We start from the raw sequence: 18,973 nt of genomic DNA, 5'->3' as shown, positions 1-18,973 counted from the left end.
AATAGCAATTACCATGTGGTTTAATCCTGAACTAAGGCTTCTAACTTTCCGCTCAGCACCGTAAAAGGAAGCAACTCAGTAGGTGGAGTTTCCCTTAATTCTTCCCACAATCTTTGGTATTGCAATAATCTCTGTTGACGCTTTGCCGTGGAGAAAAAAGTGGCAATGTCGTGCTCTGGAGTAGCTAGTATGGCTAACGTTAAGCTTGATAGATAGGTTCCGAACTGCTCTTTAAGTGTGATTATCGCTCTATATTCCCAACGATTACGCACGGGTACTTGAGGTAAAATTTCTTTTATCTTAGGATAGCCAAGATAATTGGAAACCGCCTCATAAATACTCACTACGAGAGCAAATTCTTTTCCTGAAGTATTGCCGAGATCTACTAATAAAGGAAAGTCTGTGAGATGATCCAAGAGAGCGATACGGCGGGAAATTTTTGCTGAAAAACCTTCTTCTATAAGCTCCCTTACCCTTTCTGTAAGAGGCTGGTTTTCGGACTCAGTTAAAATTTCTTCTTGATATCGTTCATATTGTTCTAAATAATAGCGGAACGAAGTTAGCGTTTTTTCGTCGGGAATAATCCGCTTATTATTGGCGAGGGTCCAGCGGCAGAAACTTGCTAGTGTATCTTCAAATTTTAATAATAAGCCACACTGACGGGAAGCGGGAATGATAGTATCTAAAGCATAAATTTGGGTACGAAGCGTATTTCCTTCTAGGATTTTATCGAAGCTTAAATAAGCTACCATTGGGTGATGGGCAATAGGAATATCTTTTAATTCTTCTACCCAGGTAAGAAAAGTGCATCCTGTGTGATCAATAAGGGTGTTACATAAAATAGTCGCTGTAATTTCTTTCCCTAAGGGGTGATCGTATACATGGTTACCAAACTGCTCGTTTATGGCCCGGGGAAAATAGCTAACAGCGAACTCTTGCAGAAATGGTTCAGACAAGATATCTGGCTGCTCTAAAAGAATTTGGTAAAGCTGCATCTTGCTATAGGACATTAAAACAGCCAATTCGGGACGGGTCAAACCCTCCCCATGGCGCGCCAGGACTTCCTTGCGATGGGGAAATGTATCGGAAATATGATCGAGCAAGCCAGCGTTTTCTAAGCGATCCGCTAGCTCCATAAAAGGCTCAGTGTCCCGCAGGCAGCGCTCCCGATCAAGGGATAAGCACAGACTTTGGCTATAATTGTTGGTTAATACCTGCTGGCATACTTCTTCCTTGACTTTCTCAAGCCAGTGGTTTTGTTCTTCCTCAGAAGAGATGACTTTTCTTTCTCTCAAGTGATTAAAAAAGATCTTGAGATTAACCTCATGGTCAGAAAGATCTACGCCACCGGAATTATCAATGGCATCCGTATTGATAAGGCCGCCTCCTAGGGCATATTCGATGCGTCCTCTTTGGGTAACACCCAGGTTAGCACCTTCGCCTACTACCCGTGCTTGTAGTTGTGAAGCATCGACCCGAACCGCATCATTGGCGCGGTCGCCCACATCAATATGTTTTTCTATACTTGCTTTAACATAGGTGCCAATACCCCCAAACCAGAGCAGATCAGTCGGGGCCGTCAGGAGTAAACGAATGAGATCCTCACCATCCATGAATGGATGCCGCGTCTTGAGCCAGTGGCGCACCTGGGGAGAAAGAGGGATATCCTTGGCCCGGCGAAGATAAATGCCTCCTCCCTTGGAAATCAAGGTGTTATCGTAATCATTCCAGGAGGAACCGGGTAGCTCAAATAATCGTTTCCTTTCTTTATAGGAAAGCTCCGGGTCTGGATCAGGATCAATAAAAATGTGCTCGGCCCCGAACGCGGCTAGCAAGCGTATTTGGCGGGAAAGCAGCATACCATTGCCAAATACATCCCCATCCATGCTGCCAACGCCTATAACGGTAAAAGGTTGGGTTTGGGTATCAAGACCCAGCTCACGGAAATGCCGCTTTACGCACTCCCAGGCACCACGAGCCGTGATGCCCAATTTCTTATGGTGGTAGCCAAAAGCGCCTCCACTAGCGAAGGCGTCACCCAGCCAGAAATGATACTCCTGAGCGACTTCATTGGCAGTATCAGGTAGATGAGCCGTGCCCTTATCGGCGGCAACGACCAAGTAAGGATCCTCTTCGTCATAGGCAACAACTTTGGGCGGACGGACGATCCGGGTTCCTTCCCGGTTATCAGTAAGATCGAGAAGGCCCCGGATAAAGGTAATATAGGCCTGTTTAGCTAGCTTTGCCCCTTCCTCGCGGGAACTAAAGGAGCGCTTTACAACGAAGCCTCCCTTGGCACCCACTGGAACAATGAGGGAGTTTTTCATCATTTGCGTGTGCATCAATCCGAGGATCTCGGTCCGGAAGTCATCGGGGCGATCCGACCAGCGAAGTCCTCCCCGCGCTACCCGTCCACCGCGCAAGTGAATCCCTTCCATGGTGGCAGAATGAATGTAGATTTCATACAGAGGTCTAGGGGCGGGCATATCAATAATGCCTAAGCTACTAATCTTGAAAGCAAGAAAGTAATCTCCTTGTTTTTGCCGATGATAAAAATTGGTGCGCACAGTAGCATCAATAAGATTAAATAGGGTCCGTAGAATGCGGTCTTCATTGACATCTGTGACTGACTTGAGAGCGGTAGCCAGTTCTAAGCGAATAGGAAGCAATCCTTCCTCTTCCCGCCGCATCGGATCGTCCCACTGGGGGTTGGGGCGAAATCGGGCCTCAAAATAGCGGCATAAAAGTAAAGCCACCTGGGGATTATGGTTAAGAGACTGGTGAAAACGGGCGTGTGTAAAAGGCGTGCCAAGTTGGAAGTAATAATTTCGATAGCTGCGGAATATATCGACTTCCTTCCAGGAAAGCCCCGTCAATACCAACAGCTCATTTAAGGAATCGTCGTCAACTTCACCACGAAATAGAGTTCCTAAAGCATCCAGAAGAGGAACGCGCAGAGAAGAAAGCGGCTTGGCTATATCTCTGGCGACGCTTATAGAAAAGCTCTTAATAAAAAGCCCACGGTTTTCTATTTCAAGGGTAAACCGAACTTGATCAATGACTCTTAAGCCTAAATTTTCTAATACCGGCATGAACTCATCAAGAAAGCTTTCCTGTAGGCTATAAAACTGAAGACGATAGCGTCCTTTGGGTAGTTCGTAAGGAGACTCCCGTAAATCAATAAATTGTTGTCCCGTTTCTAGGACGCGCTCTAACCCCTTGATATCTTGGAGGGCTGCTTGGGGTGGAGTTAGCGCCTGATATTCCGGTAGAAATCCTTTGCGGTATTTATTCCATAAAATCTCCCCTTGCTTTTTCCCCATTGTCTGCTCTAGCAATACCTGAAGTTTGTAATTCCAGGGTTTAGCAATCTGGGTGAGAGATTTTTCCAACTGATTAATGGGAATGAATACTTCTTCTTTTTGGGGAATCAACGTCAAGCACAAGCCAATATAATGGTTGTGAGTTCCCCTAATAATTTGAGAGTTATCAAGAGTGGCCTTGAGTTCGTGGCAAAGGTATGTTTCTATGTCCTTTAAATGGGATTCGTTAAAAAGTTCTTGGGGAATAAGAACGAGAGCCGCGATTCGGGTAGGGCTAGGGCTTGCAAGTATGAGTAATTTAACCGTGTCTGAGCGGTAAAGAAAAGGCAGTAAGGAGCGAGCAATAATTTGTAATTGCATTTCGCCTATAAAAAAGAACTCTACTTTAGGGAAGAAATGGAATAGCTCGATAAGTTTATCGTATTCGTGACCTAGGGTAGGCTGGTGTAATTGTTTTAAAGTTTGCTCTACTTTATCTCGCAACGCAGGGATGTTCATTGCGTTGCCTACGAATGTCTCTTCAGAAAACAAGCCTATAAAAGCGTGTTCTCTGCTTTTTCCTTCTTCCAAGGGTTCTCTGATGCCCAGATAGGTTAAGTATTCGGGGCGGTAAAGGGGACTTTTTATGCTGGTTTTCTGAACGAGAACCGGTAATTCCCGTTGGATTTCTTTAGGTCTCAGTATGGTGGATAAAGGAGAAATGTTTTCTTCCTTTGTTGATCCTAATAAGGATTCAAAAGGTAATCCCAAATGCTTATCATTTTGTTCTTGAGCAGCAAATTTTTTACCGGATTGAGAATTGACGATAAAGCAATGGTAGGCAAATGGAATAAAAGCACCTTGTCGGCACCAACTTAAAAAGCTTTTCCATGCTTGGAGAGAAGACGCCTGTTCTAATTGCTTAATCTGGGCGGTAATATTTACCTTATCACTTTGGACTTTTAAAGCTTCTGAGAATATTTTTTGAATGGCCGCAGTAAAATCTTGGAATTTTTTTCCACTAACCTCTTCAAGTTTTAGAAGGATCAATAACTCTTTGGGGCCAGGTTTATCAGCTGTTCCCAAGTCAATGATTTGCCCGCCACGGCGCTTTATCATTAAGACATGGTAAGCCATGAGATGAAAGTCGATATCTTGCGATTCTCTTGAAGCTTCCAGGGAGTCCGCCAGATAGGAAGTATAGGGTGAGCTTATTAGCAACAATGTACCGGTGTTCTCCGGAAAAGGAAAACAATGGGTTGCAACCTCTGTCTTGCGTGTCTCAATGAGGGCAAGAAAATCGGCCAATAAGGAGGCTGCCTGATAAGCGGGGATGTAAAGAAAAAAAGAATTAGGGCTAATAAGCACTGTGGCAAGCGCTTTAAGAAAGCGCTTTTCGTGGACTTTACTTTGCTGCTCTAAAAGTGAATGAAGCTCGCTTTTTTTTTGTTCGTAATCGCTATAGGTTGTTCGGGATTCACAGACTTCCACAAAGATTTTCATAGGAATATAGAGGGAAAGGTTAGTATTATAGACGCTGGTGTATTTCTTCCTTATTTAAAGAGCAATAAAGTGCCTGCCAATAGGACAGTGGCAGCCTGTCATGGTAGCCGGAGATTAAAAATAAGGAATTCAATCAAGCATTTTCCTCATTTCTAACACATTGCCGCCCTTAATTTTCCGATAATTTACTGAGTCCATGATGGACTTGATTAAAAAAATGCCCCGTCCCCGTTCCCCCGGGTATTCTAGGTCAGGCGTTCCCACTTGATCCAGATCAAATCCCTGCCCATGATCGTAGACTTCAATGCATAATTGATCAGGCAAAACTCGAATGGATACCCGGACGGTTTGATCCGGATCGTCCGTATTTCCATGCTCAATTGCATTGACCAAGGCTTCGGTAAGAGCCAAATTTAAATGATAGGCAAGGGCTGCGCGGTCGCCTGTATAGCGTGCTAGCTCGTTAGCGATTTTTTCGCCGATATCTCCGATAAAACCAAGATAACAGGTTTTATTTGGAACCCTGATCTCTAACTGAATATCCCCGTTACACATGGCAACCTCGCTGTTAGTTGTTGCCGAGAGCTTCCTGAACGGAAGGATAGATATCAAAGACCCGATGCAAGCGGGTAAGCTCGAACATCGATTGCACCTGGGATTGAAGGCCGCACAATTTGAAGCTTCCATTCCCAAGGGTAGTGTTTTTATGCCCCGATAGCAATGCGCCGAGGCCAGAACTGTCAATAAACCGGACTTCTTCTAAGTCCACGACCAGGTGGGTTTTTCCATTTTCTCCTAGCTCTAGCATCCGGTCCTTTAATTCCCCTGAGTTATGGGCATCGAGACGTTTTTCCTTGATATAAAGGATAATCGACCCGTTAATTTTTTCCATGTGTAGATTCATAGCTATCTCCGTATTGGAAGAATGGCCTCCTCTCTATAAATTAAAACTACATGGAAGGAGAAGCGGCTGATTAATATAACTATAGCGCCAAATTATAGAAAATTATACTTGGGTATACTATCTTTCTGATTCCATTAATTTTGTCGTTCAGGATGAGCTTTGGCACTGGGAGGTTGAATAGGGAACCTTAGAAGAGCATTTAGGTCTTATTTGATTCTCAATAATCAAGTGTAATTTATTGAATTTAAAAATGTTTAACGCTGATTTACAATCCCTTCTGGCAGTCTTACCGCCAGTTTTGCGTGCTGCCTTACAGGGGTTGCCCACGCATCAGCTTTTGGAAGTTATCATGGATGTAGGTCGTCCTCCTCAGGCCCGATTTTCTGGGCGAGCAGTTAATTTAACTACGGACCCCGTGAGTCCAGCAGATTTAGAGCGAGTCGTTGCTTTGGTTGGGGAATTTAGCGCAGATAACCGGGCTGGTATTGAGGGGACTTTGCACCGCATCGCCTGTTTACGCAACCGGCGTGGAGAAATTATTGGCTTAACCCTTCGGGTAGGGCGGGCCATTGCGGGAACAATTGATTTTATCCAAGATCTCATTGAACGGGAGGTCAATCTATTGCTTCTGGGACGGCCGGGAGTGGGCAAAACCACACGCTTACGGGAGATCGCCCGGGTGTTAGCCGACGAATTTGGCAAGCGGGTGGTCATTGTCGATACTTCCAATGAAATTGGGGGCGATGGAGATATTCCCCACCCGGCTATTGGTAGCGCCCGGCGGATGCAAGTGGCTCATCCTGAGCAGCAGCATGGAGTCATGATTGAAGCGGTGGAAAACCATATGCCGGAGGTCATTGTCGTGGATGAAATTGGGACCACGAGCGAAGCCATGGCAGCCCGAACTATCGCCGAGCGGGGCGTACAATTAATTGGTACTGCCCATGGCAATACGCTAGAAAATCTGGTGATGAATCCTACTTTGGCCGATTTAATCGGGGGAGTCCAGGTCGTTACCTTAGGCGACGATGAAGCTCGACTGCGGAGAACTCAGAAAACCATTCGGGAGCGTAAAGCCCTTCCTACCTTTAATGCTGTGGTAGAGATCGTTAATCGTGAGATAATGATGGTCCATCCTGATACGGCCAGTGCCGTAGATAAATTGCTCCGGGGTCTTGACCCTGGCGGCATACGGCGCTCACCCCAGGGGGAAGAGATTCTTAGCCCCGAAAAGTCCCCTCTCCCAGAATCGGCCAAGCCAGTCTCGGTAGAAAACCAGGCAGGGCTAATTCGCATTCATCCCTACGCCTTGAGCCGCGATACGGTAGAGCGGGTAATCCGTGATTTGCGGCTGGAAGCCCGGGCGGTCAAAAATCCCGAGCAAGCTGATTTTATTATAGCGCTCCGCTCCCGGGCGGAAGATGCCCGTTTACGGCGGCTACTGCAAGTGACTCGGGTGCCCCTTTACGTCGTAAAAAAGAATACTACTGCTCAAATTCGACGTTTGTTGCAGAATGTGCTTAATATCCTTCATGGAGTTCCGAAGGACGAGGTGGATATCGCCGTGAGTGAAGCTGAAGCGGCTATTAAGCGAGTGATGAAGGAGGGTGTGACGGCTACTTTGCAGCCCCGCACTGCAGCAATACGGGAATTGCAGCACCGCCTTGCGGTCCGCCATCATCTCTTAGCGGAGAGCGTAGGTAGCGAGCCTCAACGCCATTTAATTATTTATCCGGTTTGATGGCGCTACCCTGGAACCAGAATAGCGCCTAGTTTCGGCTGCTAGCGATTATTGAGACTAAACCGGCCAGGGCCCGTTAGAATTAAGGCCAGGGCGGTCAATAAAAACATGCCTTGCAGTTCCAAAGCCCAGCCGCCGTTAGGAGTCAGATTAAAAAACTCTGGGCGATGGGCCAAGAAAAGAGCAAAGAGCATGTTAATGGCAATTATTGCAGCGCCAAGGCGAGCATACCAACCCAGCAACAAAAGAATGGGGCCCAGTATTTCGCCGATATAAACCCCGTAGGCGATGGAAGCTGGCAGGCCTATTCCTTGCAGCATGCCTTCGATCCCGCTAATACCATGGGTGATTTTGCTGATCCCATGGAGCAGTACCAGAATACCCAGAGTGAGTCGCAAAATCAATTTACCGAAATCATCGGCCATCCCCCAATGTATACTCATAATAAGCGTTATCCTTTTTCCATTCTGTTTACGGTTTATACGGTTTTTCTCAAGTTTTTATTAATCTACCCTATTATCTTATTAAATAAAATAATAATTCTGAACATGCCGCAAAACTTGGGCTAACGGTTGGTTGGAAGTGTGGTATTTAAGGAGAGCCACCAGGCCAGGGCCGATCCAGACTACTTGCCGTTGAGGAGCCTGTATTCTGTTTGCGGAGTCTCTACCTTCGTTCCCTGGTTTTCCTGAGTACCCCCTGGGTACGAGGCAAAGCCCGTAAAAGCGGCCATTATCCGGAGTTTTATGTTTTTCCAATTTCCGGCAACACTCCAAGGCCCAATTTCTAATACTAGAAGTAGGGATGAGACGTGGCTAGAGGGTGCGCCAATTCCTGGCATTTTTCCTTTTTGGCTGAGCATTTTAGTTCAGTTCTGATCCTTAGTGAAAAGCTAGCGGTTATACCCATCCATAGTATTGGACGGGAGTCGGATGAAGGTGCCCTCAAGCCAAGGACCGGCTTAGCCTCGTATCTTTAAGGATGGTCTTCTCTGATGCCCATTTGAGTAGTCGGTGTTTGGGGTTTTCTGGAGAGAGGAGTTTCTCCTGCGGCTGGCAGAGCGCTTTTCCAGCGCATTAAGATTAGGGCAATTTTTACAAATTTAGTTGCTAACCCAATACGCCATATTCCTTAACTATTCTAGCATTTTAGTTAACAAGTTAAAGTGTTAATTAATAATAATTTGCATTTTAATCTTATCTTATGTTAACTATGCCACCTTTTTTTCGGCTACCACTGTAATGTTTTCAAGAGAGGATAAAATTAAGTGAGGAAGAAGAAAAGCTTAGTGAGGGTTGGGTTAGCCGCGCTCACATTGGCTGCAAACTTGCCCCTGAAGGCGGCGGAGGAAATGCCACAAACCATGGAAGAAATGTGGCGGATCATTCAGCAGCAGCAAAAGGAAATTGAAGCACTCAAAGCGAAATCCCAACCCGTAGAAGAGGAAGCTCAGCCAGAGGTTTCTAAAGAAGCATCGGAGAGCACTAAAGAATCTCCAAAAACAGCAACCTCTGCTTCTGAGGAGAATACGGAGACAAAAGCTCAGGTTAAGGAGTTGGAACACAAAACGGGTGTTCTCGCTGAAGCGGTAGAAAGCCTGCGGACCGCGATGCACATTCCCGAAGAGTTCAAGTATAAAAGCATGTACGGTTTTGGGCCGGCAGCTTCTAAAGTTTACCAAGCTGGTAAAGGGCTTTCCATTGGTGGTTATGGCAACGCTCTCTACCAAAACTTTGTGAATGGGGATGGAAAGGATAATGCTGATTTAGAGCGTGTGGTGCTCTATGTCGGTTATAAATTCACCGATAGGATATTGTTTAATAGCGAAATCGAATTTGAACATGGCACTACCGGGGAAGGGGATGAGGAGAAGGGCGAAGTTTCTGTCGAGTTTGCTTCTCTCGATTTTTTCATTGATCCCCGGTTCAATGTCCGGGCTGGCATGCTGTTGCTTCCTATGGGGTTTATCAACCTTATTCATGAACCGCCCTTCTTTTTCGGCAATAAGCGTCCCGAAGTCGAACAGCGAATTATTCCCAGCACCTGGCACGAGAATGGGGTGGGTCTTTTTGGTCAGCTCTGGCCGGGATTAACCTATACTATGTATGGAGTGAATGGCTTGAATGCCGAAGAATTCAGCTCCAGAGGTATCCGCGACGGTCGCCAGGCCGGCAGTAAAGCTTTAGCGGAAGATTTGGCCTTTGTGGGCCGTTTGGAGTACTCGCCTCCGGCGATGCTTGGGCTTTCCTTTGGCGGCTCCGCCTATGTGGGCAATTCGGGCCAGGATCAAAGCTATGCAGGGCAAGATCTGGATGTCTTCACTCAGCTCTATGAGGGCCACCTCCAGTGGCAGTATCGAGGCTGGTGGCTCCGGGCTCTAGGGGCCTGGGGACATATCGGTGATGCCGAAGCGCTTAGTGCCGCCAAGGGGGAAACCATTGGTAAGAGCAATTTTGGCTGGTATACGGAGCTGGCTTATAATTTGTTACCGTTGGTGTGGCCGGAAACTATCCAGTACTTGGCTCCCTTCTTCCGCTTTGAGCAACTGAATACTATTGCCAGCGCTCCAGCAGGATTTTCGGATAAAGGCGGTATCAATCAGGATATCTACCAGGTGGGAATCAACTACAAACCTATTCCCAATGTGGTCATTAAGGCGGATTATCGTAACTTCGTAGGTAGAGATAGCAACCCTTCCGCTGCTGATGAGTTTAATCTGGGGCTTGGGTTTATTTTTTAGTGTTAAAGGTATTATTTTTGTCTATCGTATTGTGCAGGGCCCATTTTCATGGGTCCTGTCATGCCTATATCAAGATTTATGAAAGCATTTAAAAAGGGGAGGCATTTTTTTCTCATAGCAGGGGCAATAATAGTAGTCCTTGTAACGAGAAACGCTATTGGTACCATTTATTACGGTAAAAAAGAGGCGTTGGAGCTGGCTTTTGGCAAAGAAGCCCAAGTCGAGATATTGTCTCTATTTTTGACTGAATCCCAAGTAGAAGAAATCGAGCGGCTTGCCCGGGTTAAGCTGGAATCTAAACTGTTTACCTTTTATGTGGGACGAAATGAAGGCGAGCTCCTTGGCTATGCGGCGATTGAGTCCCACACGGTACGTACTAAACCGGAAACCTTGTTGGTTATTCTTACCCCTAGCGGCGAACTGGATAAAATTTACACGCTTGCTTTCCATGAGCCTCCGGAATATCAGCCGCCGCAACGTTGGTTTGCACAGCTTTACCAACGCCAGCTCACTGAGCTTAATCTTAATTATGGAATCCAAGGTATCACCGGCGCTACCCTGAGCTCGCGGGCGGCAGTGAGTAGCGCCCGTAAAGTGTTGGCCATTTATCAGGTTGCCATTAAAGAAAAAGCCCATTGAAGAACAAACCTCCGTTGGCGTCAACAACTTCTTTTAGGCGCTTTCGTCCGTAATAGAGTATGAGATGGCGGCTCCATACCAGCGGTGGGCCAGGCGCTTTTGATAATCCCTGTTTGCTACTGTTACCGTTCCCTGGTTTATCTTGAGATAGACACGGTAGCGGCTTTCTCTCATACTTACGGTGGGCAGGCTAAGGCTGGCAAATAGGTTAACGTTGCAAGCCAATTAGATCCAGCTAACGATAGTAAACTTTAAAATAACCATTAATTCCAGCCATAAAGCCCCGGGAAAGCATATTGAATTTATTCCCTCGCCTTAGTTGACAAAGAACTATATCAAATATATGTTTTCAGATTCTGACCGATTCTATGAGGAAGGATAAGCACAATGCAATCAATCGCTTCGTATATAACACTCCTCGGCACAGTGTTGCTTCTTGGAGTGTTCTATTTTGTTATTAGTAATTCTAAGCTCCGGGAGGAGTATTCGACTTTTAGCGGTAAGTGGTATAGCTTTCGCGGTAAGTGGTTTATTTTTCTAATTATTTTAGGGACTGCTTTTACCTTGGGAACGCTGATTCCCTTTCCCATTCCCCCTCAAGCTAAAACTTATTCCAGTGACGATTATCAGCAAGTCGATGTCAGCGGACATCAGTGGTATTGGACGATGAGTACTGATACCGTTGTTGCGGGTAAGCCTGTGGAATTTCGGGTCGTGGGAGCTGATGTCAATCACGGTTTTGGGGTTTATAATGAAAACTTGGAACTCGTTGCCCAAGTTCAGGCCATGCCTGGCTATACTAACAAGTTAATCCATACATTTGATGAACCCGGTAAGTACCGTATTTTTTGCCTGGAATATTGTGGCTTGGCACATCACGTCATGATGAGTGAATTGAAGGTGGAAGCTGCCAGCTAGGCTTTTGAAACATAGAGGAGAGAATAGCGGAGACGGTCATGAGCACAACAACATTAGATAAAAAAATTAGTTATAGCGAAGCGGAGAATCAGGCCGCACTGGTGGCGGTAAAAGCCCATCTGATTGCCGGGTTTCTGGTTTTCTTGTTAATGATGCTGGCAGGCGCGACGCTGCGTGCTGCCCAAGGTAATATGGCGCCGATAGGAGCGGACGTTTTTTACCAATTTATGACGGTCCATGGCGCTGGCATGGTCGGCACGGCAGCAATTGGTGGGATGGCGGTGTTATGGTATTTTTTGCGCCAATATGTGCCGTTAAGCACCAAAATATTCTGGCTTAATTTTGGTATCTTTCTTACCGGTGTGGTCATTATTTTGGGCTCCATATTTCTCGGCAAGTATGGTGGCGCCTGGACGTTTTTATACCCTTTGCCGGGTATTTCCATGGGGGCTTGGTCCACCGGAGCGGCTGCGGCATTTTTGCTAGGCTTGCTCATCATTGGCACCGGGTTTCTGATTCTTCTTTTGGATTTTGGCCGAGCCATTCTTTCTAGCTACGGCAGTTTAGGGCGGGCACTGGGATTGCCCCAACTGTTTGGTAAAGAGCCGCTGGACCCCTACCATCCGGCAACCGTGGTCGCGGGAACCATGGTGCTTATCGTCGATTTTATCGGTATTGCGGCGGGAGCCGTGGTATTGGTGATGATGCTGGTCAACCTTTATAATCCAGAATTTAAGCCTGACGCCCTATTGGTCAAGAACTTAATCTATTTCTTCGGTCACGTGATCATTAATGTGGCCATTTATTCTGCGGTAGCAGCCATCTATGAACTGTTGCCCCGTTTTACCGGCCGTCCTTATAAGACCTCGAAGGTGTTTTATGCTGCTTGGTTTGCCATCGTTTTCATGGTGATGAGCGTCTATCCCCATCATCTGTACATGGATTTTCCCATGCCCGGGTGGGCTATGGTTGGTGCTCAGGTGCTTTCCTATAGTAGTGGTTTGCCGGTGATGGTGGTGACGGGCTATGGCGCTCTGATGTTGGTGTATCGCTCGGGAATTCAGTGGAACACTTCTGCCAAGCTGCTGATGCTTTCCATATTTGGCTGGGCTGCGGGAGGTATTCCGGCAGTTGTTGATTCCATGGTGGATTTTAACCGGGTCTTACACAATACCATGTGGGTGCCAGGCCACTTCCACTTTTATTTACTGCTAGGCGTGTTGCCGATGATTTTTGGCTTTACTTTTTACCTTCTTAATGGAGCCAATGGTTCTCAAGGAGAAAAACCACCTTTGATCGAGCAGTTGGGATTTTACAGCTTTGTGGGAGGCGCCTTGTTGTTCGTAGGAGGCTTTCTAACGAGTGGTGCTAACGGGGTTCCCCGTCGTTGGGCAGTTCATTTAGAAGAATGGGTTCCCTATGCACAGTGGAGTACTTGGGGCGCGATATTAGTAATACTGGGTGTTTTGCTATTTACCTTGCGTGTGCTTACCGTGCTTCCGAAAGCTCCTGATCCCGCGCTCGCACCCGCCCACTAAAAGGTAGCAGGCGAATCTAGATTTAGATAGAGATAAGCATCTGATAATCATAAAATTAGTGTGAATAGCGGCTGCGTTTCTTTATTAATTAAGGAAGCGCGCCGCTTTTATCTATCAGGTTTTTATACTAGCTTTAGAGAGTGTAAGGAATAAATCTCATTTAACGGGAGTCTAATTATTCTACGTAGACTCCAGAAGGAGGATTGAGAAATGAGAACTCTGTTTCTAAGTACGCTCTTGGCAATAGCAGGCCTGACAGCGCTATGGGTAGGCACAGACGGTGGCCGAGCCTTTACCGCGGAAACAGCGCGCCGCCTCGAGGTGCGCGAACACCCAAAACCAGTCCCCAACTGGCATTTGGAGGATCAGAATGCTAAGACACTAGCACTGAGTGATTGGCACGGGCGATATGTGGTTGTGGATTTTATTTACACGAGTTGTACGAGCGCGTGCTTAACTCTCAGCAGTGGCATGGGGAATCTTCAGAGAGAGTTTGAAAAAGCGCTGGATAAGGACAGGCTGCGCTTATTGAGTATTAGTTTTGATCCAGAAAAGGATACTCCGGAGCGGCTCCGCCATCACTTTTCCCATTTTTCTGGCGAAGGAAAGTATTGGGTTGCGACGCGCCCCACTCATGTTGTTGAGAAAAAGGCGATTCTGGACTTCTTTAAGGTGACGGTTATTCCCGATGGAATGGGCGGTTATACTCATACTGCGGGTTACCATGTTATTAATCCTCAGGGGCGCTTGGTAGCCATTTTTGGCGTTGAGGAATACTCCAAGCTGCAGGATTATTTGACTATAGCTCTTGCTGAGGGAAAATCTAATGAAGGTTAGCAGGCGGAGTTGGTATTTGCCTTGCCTGATTTGGGGATTGCTAGCGTTGCCACCCTTACGGCACGTTCTAGAACTGAGCATGATTACCCATATGCTGGTGCAGTTGCCACTTCTAGCCTTCTTGGGATGGTGGTTGGGTCAAGCCTTTCCGGAAAAGCTAAAGCGTAGAATTGCCCCCTGGAATCGGTGGGGTATCTCCGGTATGGTCCTGGTGGTTGCGACCGTGCTTTACTGGATGCTGCCCCGTGCTTTGGATGCGGCCATCTCAGAACCTATTTTTGAGATTGCCAAATTTATTGGTATCCCATTATTTATTGGTACCGCGCTTAGCCTGAGTTGGTTTCAGCTTAACTACATTGCCCGAGGAGTATTGATGCTAGAGTTCTGGGCGATGTTTATGCGCTTAGGTTGGTTATATGTAGTGCTTCCGGATCGCCTATGCGCCAATTATTTACTTGGGGAGCAGCGCATACTTGGCCGTGCTTTATTGATTATTGGAAGTATTTGGGCTGTGATCTGGACACTACGTATTTTATTCGGGGTGAGGTGGAAAAAGCCTAAAATTTTGGCATCTAATCCATCATTATCGGAAAAAAATTAAGTTACCCTAAGCGATATTACAGCGGGAACCATTGCCACACATAAGCGAGTAATTTTGTAATGCTCTTGCAGATTAGAACTTAGAGATTTCGGCAATATGAACTCTGGGTTTAATGACTTGCTGCTTTAGGAGGAAACCATTCAATCTGGAGTGAGGAACGTAACTGGCTTTTATTTTTAACAATATCGGCCAATGTATAGCGATCTAGCACTGCGATAAATGCGCACCGCGCTTCCCAAAAGACATTTTTTAATTGACAACAAGAGGAAATAGAGCAAGTATTGTGTGCGGCATTAAAGCATTCAGCCAGATCAAATCGTCCCTCCGTCTGTCGCACCACTTGTCCTATATTAATATTCTCGGGTGCTTGCGACAGCCGCATCCCGCCTCCTTTTCCCCGGGTGGTATCAATATAACCTAAGTTTGCAAGGTTATGGACTACCTTCCCAAGGTGGTTACGGGAGATATTATAGCTTTTGGCTATTTCACTAATAGTGGCAAGCTCCTTATTGTAAAGATCGAGATAAATTAAAACCCGTAATGAATAATCCGTATATTGTGTCAGTTGCATTGCCTTTCCTTTACTAAGAACTAGGCTCTTTTTAATTATAGATTAAAAATACAGTTTATGCCTCGGGCATTTTTAAGTCAATCAATGTAACCACTGAGCGACACATTCTATGTTGAATGACCGAGACCTCCCTATGACTTGAAGAGATAGCTGCCAGGAATCGTTTATGGTATTCCCCAAGAGGCTAGCAATATGGATACTGAGATATCAGGATGAATAAAACTGAATTAGTTAATTTTGTTGTTTTAGAAGCGAATCTTTCCCAAGCGGTTGCCCAGCGTGCTGTCAATGCGCTATTCCAGACGATCACTGGAGTCCTCAGCGAAAAGGGGAAGGTTAACTTAGCAGGTTTTGGTTCTTTTTCCGTGCAAAAAAGAGCTGCCCGCTCTGGCCGGCATCCCCAGAGCGGAGAGGTGATAGCCATACAGGCAAAAAGCGTCCCCACTTTCAAGCCTAGTAACGCGCTCAAGGAAATAGTGCAACAGCGGAAACGGTAATTTTGTTATTTTTGATCCGCAGGCGGAAGGCCCAAGGTATGCTCATTTCCGCAGGGAAAATATCCATATTCAGATAGCTAATCAGCCGCAAATTTTTTACTTTTTCATGCTTTCGCAATGTTTTTCATGAGGAACTAGCCTATTAAAAAAGTGGTCTTATGGATTATGAATAAATCTCTCTATTTAATAATTACAATAATTTTATTTCTTCTATTTTTAGAAAGGCCAGCTTTTGCTGGAAGTGTGCATAAATGGATCGATGATAATGGAGTTACCCATTATTCAGATGAAGCACCCAGTTCTTCTGCAACCCAGGTAACCTTGATTCAAGTGCCTTCATCGTATCCTGCCGTTGAAGATAATTATTACTCGATTGCCAACCAATGGCAGCGTCTATATAAAAAGCATATTCAGCGAGAAAAAATAAAGCTGAAAAAAGCTAAACAAAAAGCGGCGCAACAACCCCCTTCACCGCAGGTTGTCTATGTGAGTACACCGGATCAGCCTCAATATGGCACTGTCTATCCCTCTATTTTTCATCGCAGCCTAAAGCATCATAAATTCCAACATAGGCTAGGACGGCACCATAAAGGTAATCATGGAACGCATCATCGAAAAAAGCACGCCTATCGATTGATCCCTGGAGACGGGCATGACTCTCCCTCCCATCGAAAAGCAGGCGGCTTGATACTCAAAGCCGACTAGCTACAAGTATTAATAATGATGCGGACCCAAAACGTGGTGCGAGTTCCTGCGCTTCGTCTTTTGAGCAGCGGTTAAGACCGATATCCGGGATTGATCAGCGGAAAAACCTTATGCGCCCTTCACAAATTACCACCCTTCTCAAGCGGGAATTTACCGCAGCCCGAAACGGTCAGCATACGCCCGTCATGCTATGGGGACCGCCGGGTGTGGGTAAATCCCAGCTTCTTTCTCAGGTAGCGGATAGTTTTGGGGTTCCACTCATCGATCTGCGCTTATCGCAGCTTGAACCGACAGATTTGCGTGGAATCCCTTTTCGGACAGATCACTGGGTAGAATGGGCCATCCCCGCCATGTTGCCCAACTCAAAACGCCATGGTTCCGAGGGGATTCTATTCCTAGATGAGTTAACGTCAGCACTCCCTACGGTCTCGGCTGCTGCCTACCAGCTTATCCTGGATCGTCAGTTAGGAGAGTATGCTGTCCCAGAAGGTTGGGCGATCGTGGCGGCGGGTAATCGTCAGGGTGATCGAGGGATTACCTATACTTTGCCTGCTCCCCTTGCTAATCGCTTTACTCATTATGAAATTGAGCCTCATGTGGGTGATTGGGTTACCTGGGCGGCCCATCGGGGTATCGATCAGCGCTTAATTGGATTTTTACTGTACCGGCCTGAACTGCTGTTCGATTTTGACCCTAATCAAAACCCCCTTGCTTTCCCTACCCCCCGCTCCTGGGAATATGCCCATCGGGCCCTGCAAAAATTCGAGGATGTTCCAGAGCTTCTACTAGAGGCCCTGCAAGCCTGTGTGGGTCCTGGGGCCGGTTTAGAACTCAAGGCTTTTATTGATAATATGGCGCGCATGCCCGATGTGGAAGCAATATTGCGGGGAGAGGACGCTTCCGTTCCAGAAGCGCTAGATCTCCAATATGGGGTTGCCGCTACCTTAGTGCGCCGCGCGGTGGATGCCAGGAATAGCCATGAAGCGCACCAGATCTACGGCTATATTCTGGGTTATGCTACCCGGCTCCCAGAACGGGAGATGGGCGTGATGCTGGTGACTGAAATGTTCCGGGCCATTGGCCGTCCTTTGCTGAAGCATCCTGAATTTTCCAAATGGGCGCGGCAGGTTTCCGATCTCATGCTCTATGAACGGTAAAAGAGCGTCCGCATCCAAAGAGACTGCGCTTCACACTAAACTCAGTGCTGCCCGGACGCGCCTTATCGTGGAACGGCCTTTCCTGGGGGCTTTGGTGCTGCATCTTCCCTTACGGGAAGCCAGCCCCGAATGGTGCGGTAGCACCGCCACGGATGCCCGTGCTATTTACTATAATCCTGCCTATGTGGAATGGCTTTCCTTTGAGCAGCTTCAATTTATTCTGGCCCATGAGGCTCTCCACTGTGCTTTATGCCACTTTGCTCGCCGCGGACGCCGGAATCTAGGCCGCTGGAATGCAGCTTGTGATTACGCTGTCAATCAATTATTGGTTCGAGAGGGCCTACAGCCCCCGCCTGGGGTATTGCTCAAGCAAGATTACCGAGGACTTAGCGCTGAGGAAATCTACCCCTTGCTCCCGGCGGAAGCAAAACTACAAACGGTTGATCGACACGTCTATGATCATGGTGCCTCGCCACTCAGTTCTTCGCCCATAGCTGATTTGACTAGTAAAGATGGGAGTAGTAACGATAGCCCAAAACAGCAAAGCAAGCCTGTCTCTGATGAATTTTTCCTTCCTTCAACCCAGTCTGCAACTTCTGATTTGCCCGCTCCGCTAGCCGAAGCGGAGCGGGAACAGCTCAACCGCCTGTGGCAACAGCGGACTGCAAGTCTCGCCCAGCAAGCCTTGCAAAACGGTAAGCTAAGCGGTCCACTGCGACGCCTTATCGGGAGTCTGGGACAACCCCAGCTTCCGTGGCGGCAGTTGCTCGCCCAATACCTGAATGCAGCCGCCCAGAATGATTACAGTTTTGCTCGTCCGCCTCGCCGCCGCGAAGGTCTGGCGATACTGCCTCGCCTCGCCTCTCAACAAATAGATCTGGCGATCGTGCTGGATACTAGCGGTTCCATCCATGATGAGCAATTGCAGAGTTTTCTTACCGAAGTCAGTGCCCTAAAGGGCCAACTTCGTGCCCGCGTAACTCTTCATGCCTGCGATGCTGATTTGTGTGAACTAGGCCCATGGATCTATGAATCTTGGGAAGGGTTGACACTGCCAAAAAATTTACCTGGTGGTGGCGATACCAATTTTCGTCCCCCCTTTAGATGGGTGGAGCAAGCAGGCAGCTACCCGGATGTCCTGCTTTATTTCACTGATGCCCGGGGTCCATTCCCACCAACAGAGCCTCCTTATCCGGTCATCTGGCTGGTCAAGGGTAAAGCCCAAGTGCCATGGGGGCGAAGAATACAGCTTAATTAAAAATGACACTTAACGGAGTAACGATAGACGTATCATTGCGGGTTCGAGGGTGTTGCGCACTC

16 protein-coding genes are annotated in these 18,973 nt (G+C 47.1%); 11 read left to right on the top strand and 5 right to left on the bottom strand.

Annotation, left to right across the window (positions count from 1 at the left end; translation table 11 throughout):
* Positions 1 to 20: 20 nt before the first annotated feature.
* The 3 genes from NWAT_RS14700 to NWAT_RS14690 all read right to left on the bottom strand — a co-directional run bounded on the left by NWAT_RS14700 (position 21) and on the right by NWAT_RS14690 (position 5,709).
* Positions 21 to 4,793: an NAD-glutamate dehydrogenase domain-containing protein gene (locus NWAT_RS14700; protein ID WP_232420157.1), complete on the bottom strand. Its 4,773-nt coding sequence runs from the start codon at positions 4,791 to 4,793 to the stop codon at positions 21 to 23.
* Between the two features lie 141 nt (positions 4,794 to 4,934).
* On the bottom strand, positions 4,935 to 5,360 hold the full coding sequence (locus NWAT_RS14695) for an ATP-binding protein (protein ID WP_013221815.1): 426 nt from the start codon (positions 5,358 to 5,360) through the stop codon (positions 4,935 to 4,937).
* Positions 5,361 to 5,373: 13 nt separating this feature from the next.
* Positions 5,374 to 5,709: an STAS domain-containing protein gene (locus tag NWAT_RS14690; protein WP_013221814.1), complete on the bottom strand. Its 336-nt coding sequence runs from the start codon at positions 5,707 to 5,709 to the stop codon at positions 5,374 to 5,376.
* A 250-nt stretch (positions 5,710 to 5,959) separates the two neighbouring features.
* Here NWAT_RS14690 and NWAT_RS14685 point away from each other — a divergent pair, with 250 nt between their 5' ends.
* Complete coding sequence (locus NWAT_RS14685; protein ID WP_013221813.1) at positions 5,960 to 7,450, top strand: R3H domain-containing nucleic acid-binding protein; 1,491 nt, start codon at positions 5,960 to 5,962, stop codon at positions 7,448 to 7,450.
* Between the two features lie 41 nt (positions 7,451 to 7,491).
* Here NWAT_RS14685 and NWAT_RS14680 read toward each other — a convergent pair whose 3' ends face one another.
* On the bottom strand, positions 7,492 to 7,893 hold the full coding sequence (locus NWAT_RS14680) for a DoxX family protein (RefSeq protein WP_013221812.1): 402 nt from the start codon (positions 7,891 to 7,893) through the stop codon (positions 7,492 to 7,494).
* 824 nt (positions 7,894 to 8,717) lie between these two features.
* Between NWAT_RS14680 and NWAT_RS14670 the strand changes: the two genes are divergently transcribed.
* From NWAT_RS14670 to NWAT_RS14645, 6 genes are all read left to right on the top strand, one after another.
* The gene (locus tag NWAT_RS14670) at positions 8,718 to 10,190 is read left to right on the top strand and encodes a hypothetical protein (protein ID WP_013221811.1); all 1,473 of its coding nucleotides are present in this window, start codon (positions 8,718 to 8,720) and stop codon (positions 10,188 to 10,190) included.
* A 78-nt stretch (positions 10,191 to 10,268) separates the two neighbouring features.
* Positions 10,269 to 10,829, top strand: a complete 561-nt coding sequence (locus tag NWAT_RS14665; protein ID WP_232420156.1) for an FMN-binding protein — start codon at positions 10,269 to 10,271, stop codon at positions 10,827 to 10,829.
* A 387-nt stretch (positions 10,830 to 11,216) separates the two neighbouring features.
* A complete protein-coding gene (locus NWAT_RS14660) occupies positions 11,217 to 11,747 on the top strand; it encodes a cupredoxin domain-containing protein (RefSeq protein WP_013221809.1) in 531 nt (176 codons plus the stop codon).
* A gap of 38 nt (positions 11,748 to 11,785) precedes the next feature.
* Complete coding sequence (locus NWAT_RS14655) at positions 11,786 to 13,285, top strand: cbb3-type cytochrome c oxidase subunit I (protein ID WP_013221808.1); 1,500 nt, start codon at positions 11,786 to 11,788, stop codon at positions 13,283 to 13,285.
* Positions 13,286 to 13,495: 210 nt separating this feature from the next.
* On the top strand, positions 13,496 to 14,122 hold the full coding sequence (locus NWAT_RS14650; protein ID WP_013221807.1) for an SCO family protein: 627 nt from the start codon (positions 13,496 to 13,498) through the stop codon (positions 14,120 to 14,122).
* On the top strand, positions 14,112 to 14,723 hold the full coding sequence (locus tag NWAT_RS14645) for a hypothetical protein (protein ID WP_013221806.1): 612 nt from the start codon (positions 14,112 to 14,114) through the stop codon (positions 14,721 to 14,723). The genes NWAT_RS14650 and NWAT_RS14645 overlap by 11 nt, the downstream gene beginning before the upstream one ends.
* 109 nt (positions 14,724 to 14,832) lie before the next feature.
* Here the strand turns inward: NWAT_RS14645 and NWAT_RS14640 are convergent, their stop codons facing one another.
* Positions 14,833 to 15,294, bottom strand: a complete 462-nt coding sequence (locus NWAT_RS14640; protein WP_013221805.1) for an RrF2 family transcriptional regulator — start codon at positions 15,292 to 15,294, stop codon at positions 14,833 to 14,835.
* A gap of 212 nt (positions 15,295 to 15,506) precedes the next feature.
* Between NWAT_RS14640 and NWAT_RS14635 the strand changes: the two genes are divergently transcribed.
* The 4 genes from NWAT_RS14635 to NWAT_RS14620 all read left to right on the top strand — a co-directional run bounded on the left by NWAT_RS14635 (position 15,507) and on the right by NWAT_RS14620 (position 18,911).
* Positions 15,507 to 15,791, top strand: a complete 285-nt coding sequence (locus tag NWAT_RS14635; RefSeq protein WP_013221804.1) for an HU family DNA-binding protein — start codon at positions 15,507 to 15,509, stop codon at positions 15,789 to 15,791.
* Between the two features lie 165 nt (positions 15,792 to 15,956).
* Positions 15,957 to 16,496, top strand: a complete 540-nt coding sequence (locus NWAT_RS14630) for a DUF4124 domain-containing protein (protein ID WP_013221803.1) — start codon at positions 15,957 to 15,959, stop codon at positions 16,494 to 16,496.
* A 110-nt stretch (positions 16,497 to 16,606) separates the two neighbouring features.
* Entirely contained in the window at positions 16,607 to 17,653 is a 1,047-nt protein-coding gene (locus tag NWAT_RS14625; protein ID WP_013221802.1) for an AAA family ATPase, read from the top strand.
* The gene (locus tag NWAT_RS14620) at positions 17,643 to 18,911 is read left to right on the top strand and encodes a vWA domain-containing protein (protein ID WP_013221801.1); all 1,269 of its coding nucleotides are present in this window, start codon (positions 17,643 to 17,645) and stop codon (positions 18,909 to 18,911) included. The genes NWAT_RS14625 and NWAT_RS14620 overlap by 11 nt, the downstream gene beginning before the upstream one ends.
* Positions 18,912 to 18,973: the final 62 nt, after the last annotated feature.

The sequence above is a fragment of the Nitrosococcus watsonii C-113 genome (genome assembly GCF_000143085.1).
Taxonomy (GTDB): domain Bacteria; phylum Pseudomonadota; class Gammaproteobacteria; order Nitrosococcales; family Nitrosococcaceae; genus Nitrosococcus; species Nitrosococcus watsonii.
This window is presented reverse-complemented; position numbering and strand designations above follow the sequence as displayed.

Bases quoted from the DNA above. Each gene is read 5' to 3' on its own strand.
- NWAT_RS14695 (WP_013221815.1), bottom strand. From the start codon at position 5,360: ATGTGTAACGGGGATATTCAGTTAGAGATCAGGGTTCCAAATAAAACC.
- NWAT_RS14690 (WP_013221814.1), bottom strand. From the start codon at position 5,709: ATGAATCTACACATGGAAAAAATTAACGGGTCGATTATCCTTTATATC.
- NWAT_RS14685 (WP_013221813.1), top strand. From the start codon at position 5,960: ATGTTTAACGCTGATTTACAATCCCTTCTGGCAGTCTTACCGCCAGTT.
- NWAT_RS14680 (WP_013221812.1), bottom strand. From the start codon at position 7,893: ATGAGTATACATTGGGGGATGGCCGATGATTTCGGTAAATTGATTTTG.
- NWAT_RS14665 (WP_232420156.1), top strand. From the start codon at position 10,269: ATGAAAGCATTTAAAAAGGGGAGGCATTTTTTTCTCATAGCAGGGGCA.
- NWAT_RS14660 (WP_013221809.1), top strand. From the start codon at position 11,217: ATGCAATCAATCGCTTCGTATATAACACTCCTCGGCACAGTGTTGCTT.
- NWAT_RS14655 (WP_013221808.1), top strand. From the start codon at position 11,786: ATGAGCACAACAACATTAGATAAAAAAATTAGTTATAGCGAAGCGGAG.
- NWAT_RS14650 (WP_013221807.1), top strand. From the start codon at position 13,496: ATGAGAACTCTGTTTCTAAGTACGCTCTTGGCAATAGCAGGCCTGACA.
- NWAT_RS14645 (WP_013221806.1), top strand. From the start codon at position 14,112: ATGAAGGTTAGCAGGCGGAGTTGGTATTTGCCTTGCCTGATTTGGGGA.
- NWAT_RS14640 (WP_013221805.1), bottom strand. From the start codon at position 15,294: ATGCAACTGACACAATATACGGATTATTCATTACGGGTTTTAATTTAT.
- NWAT_RS14635 (WP_013221804.1), top strand. From the start codon at position 15,507: ATGAATAAAACTGAATTAGTTAATTTTGTTGTTTTAGAAGCGAATCTT.
- NWAT_RS14630 (WP_013221803.1), top strand. From the start codon at position 15,957: ATGAATAAATCTCTCTATTTAATAATTACAATAATTTTATTTCTTCTA.
- NWAT_RS14625 (WP_013221802.1), top strand. From the start codon at position 16,607: ATGCGCCCTTCACAAATTACCACCCTTCTCAAGCGGGAATTTACCGCA.
- NWAT_RS14620 (WP_013221801.1), top strand. From the start codon at position 17,643: ATGAACGGTAAAAGAGCGTCCGCATCCAAAGAGACTGCGCTTCACACT.